Genomic DNA, 2795 nt, shown 5'->3' on the forward strand with positions numbered 1-2795 from the left:
CTGTATAAAGAACGCCATCTGGTGGAGTGTTTTTTCCAGAAAATCAAGTGGTTTCGCAGAATCGCCACCAGATATGACAAGTCGGATGCTTCCTTCCTAGCCTTTGTGTATCTTGCCTCCATCGCTATTTTGTTGCTTTAGCACAATCTCCGCCTTTTTTCAAACAAGCCCTAGCATCAACAGGTATCAATTTCATGGTTGCAAAACTCCTTTCACTTATGGATACCTCCATAATAGGAGCTGTGCTTTTTGCGAAATCCACCGCAGCATAGTCATCTCACAGGGGAAATCCTCGAAACCAAGTGTCTCGCAAGTAATGATTCCATCAAGCACTCCGAGTATGATCTCTGCTTCATATTGCTTATAGGGAAAGAGCAACCCAGAAAGTTCTCTGTGAACCGCACCACATTTAGCACATCGAAAACGGCGCATAGGAACTCTAACAGTTTCCCGGCCTTTCGTCCGTACCAGTCTTAGCACGCTGTCATAGTATTTCAACTCCCCGCCGCACTTGGGGCAGGTGGATTGATCCTGCATCACCATAAGCCGCCCTCTAATCTAAATTAAAAAATATTGTGTAGAAATATACTTGACAATTCCTATACCATCATATATGATTAGGAGCAGTAAATCAACTCTGAATGAGGGAAAGGAATCAACCATGCTGATACAGTGCCCAGAGTGTGAGTTACCGGTGAGCGATAAGGCAAACGCCTGTCCCCATTGCGGCTACCCGCTAAAATCCTCTGAAAAGCAAAAAAGACCTCGCAAATCCAACAAGCGCCGGCGGCTGCCGAACGGCTTTGGTCAGATCAGCGAGATCAAAAACCGTAATTTGAGGAACCCATTTCGGGCAATGGTAACAGTAGGAAAAACACCAGAGGGAAAACCTATCTGCAAGCCTCTTAAACCGGAGTCCTACTTTGCTACTTATAACGATGCCTACACTGCCTTGGTGGAGTACAATAAGAATCCTTATGACCTGGAGCCGTCTATCACCATGCAGGAACTCTACGATAAATGGCTCCCCGAATATGAGAAAACGGTGAAGAGCACTAAATCCGCTACCGCAGCTTGGGCATATTGTTCTGGCGTCTATAAGATGCGAGTTATGGACATCCGGGCCCGGCATGTAAAAGGCTGTATGGAGGAGGGCGCGGCTATCATTCGCGGTAAGGAACAACATCCAAGCGCCACCATGAAGAATCAAATCAAATCCTTGTTCAACATGATGCTGGACTATGCTTTGGAGTATGAGCTGGTGGATCGAAATTACTCCCGCACCTTCAATCTCACCGAGGAGACTGTCAAGGAGATCCAATCGGTGAAAAAGGAGCATATCGCTTTTACAGACGAAGAGATGGACTTGCTTTGGGCAAATATCAGCGACAAGCAGGGTATCGACATCCTGTTGATCCAATGCTACTCCGGTTGGCGCCCTCAGGAGCTTGGTTTACTGGAATTGAAAGATGTAGACTTGGAGAGTTGGACATTCCGAGGCGGTATGAAGACGGATGCCGGAGAGAACCGTATTGTCCCCATCCACTCTCGCATCCAAGACCTGGTGCTCCGAAAATATCAGGAGGCGGAGGCCCTTGGAAGCCCCTATTTGCTCAACTGGACAGACTCCAATAACCGTAACAAGAAAAACCTTAAGCTGACTTACGCCCGATATCAAAAAGCTTTTGAACGTATTCGGGACGAGCTAAAGTTAAATCCTAATCATCGTCCACACGACGGCCGTACCCACTTTGTTACCATGGCTAAGCGCTATGGCGTGGATGAGTATGCCATCAAATATATGGTGGGCCACAAAATCTCCGACATTACTGAGAAGGTTTATACCCGCCGAGAGTTCGCTTGGCTCCGAGAGGAAATTGAAAAAATAAAATAGAGGGAGTAGGACTTGCGGACCCAACGTTTTTGTGGTATGCTGTCCAACTGGAAGGAGATGCCTCGAACATGGAGAAACATACTGGTACGGAGGAACACTATTAAGCCAGAAAGGAGGTGTTTCTATGGCCAGATTGACTAATGAGCAAATTCGGAATATGTCTATCAATGAAGCCGATATATATACCGATGCTCACCCCGCTGAAGCATGGCGTTTTGCCAAAGCTCACGGTGCTGCCGCAATCAAACAGACAAAGAAAGCGGCAAAGAATGGCTTCAAAACTAAGACTCTCTTTGCAGAGCCTGACGCAGTTGTAGTCCTATAAAACACACGACCGCCCTTGACTGTTCGTAGCAGCCGAGGGCGGTTTCTTTCTGGCTTAATACTATTCCTCATGTAGATCGCAGTCATTTATTCCTACATCATAACTCATACATTTTGGCACTTGCGGATAGTGTATGAATGTCTGTGTAGAAATGATAGATAAATAATATACGAATTATCTACACTTACCTACTTTTAACTACCCTTAACCGTTCGAAAAACCATTGTAATAACAGTAGTTAAGAGCACTTAAAAGTAGGTGATTTGCTAATGAGTTTCTATAATGTTTATGCAGATAATCGAAAATCAGATATAAAATTTCTTTAAATCGCGAGATTGATTTTCTCATAAGAAACAGTTATTTAGAATCGGGTTTTATCCTAGCTACGAATTATGTTAAGGTTAAAGTGTACCCAAAGTCAAGGACACAATGAAATACCAAAAACATGAGAGTTGTTATGTGACCATAGATCTGGTCAGAAGCTATTTTTCATGCACAGGCGGTTTGCCTTGCAGAGGATAAACGCCTGTAGTGAGGTACGTGTAAAATTCATTTGGAGATAATTTTGCAAGCTGC

At 44.6% G+C, this 2795-nt stretch carries 3 protein-coding genes and 1 pseudogene; 3 read left to right on the forward strand and 1 reads right to left on the reverse strand.

All coding sequences use genetic code 11. The features are described 5' to 3' along the window. Positions 1 to 141 (forward strand): annotated as a pseudogene (locus tag E0E29_RS16880) (IS5 family transposase); the annotation flags it as partial. A 75-nt stretch (positions 142 to 216) separates the two neighbouring features. Here E0E29_RS16880 and E0E29_RS18925 read toward each other — a convergent pair. After that, on the reverse strand, positions 217 to 543 hold the full coding sequence (locus E0E29_RS18925; RefSeq protein WP_130850926.1) for a DUF6431 domain-containing protein: 327 nt from the start codon (positions 541 to 543) through the stop codon (positions 217 to 219). A 151-nt stretch (positions 544 to 694) separates the two neighbouring features. On the opposite strand from E0E29_RS18925, the gene E0E29_RS16890 reads away from it, so the two are divergent. Then, entirely contained in the window at positions 695 to 1894 is a 1200-nt protein-coding gene (locus tag E0E29_RS16890; RefSeq protein WP_341273123.1) for a tyrosine-type recombinase/integrase, read from the forward strand. 124 nt (positions 1895 to 2018) lie between these two features. Then, on the forward strand, positions 2019 to 2219 hold the full coding sequence (locus E0E29_RS16895) for a hypothetical protein (protein WP_130850928.1): 201 nt from the start codon (positions 2019 to 2021) through the stop codon (positions 2217 to 2219). Positions 2220 to 2795: the final 576 nt, after the last annotated feature.

This window comes from Intestinimonas timonensis (assembly GCF_900626145.1).
GTDB lineage: Bacteria > Bacillota > Clostridia > Oscillospirales > Oscillospiraceae > Intestinimonas > Intestinimonas aquisgranensis.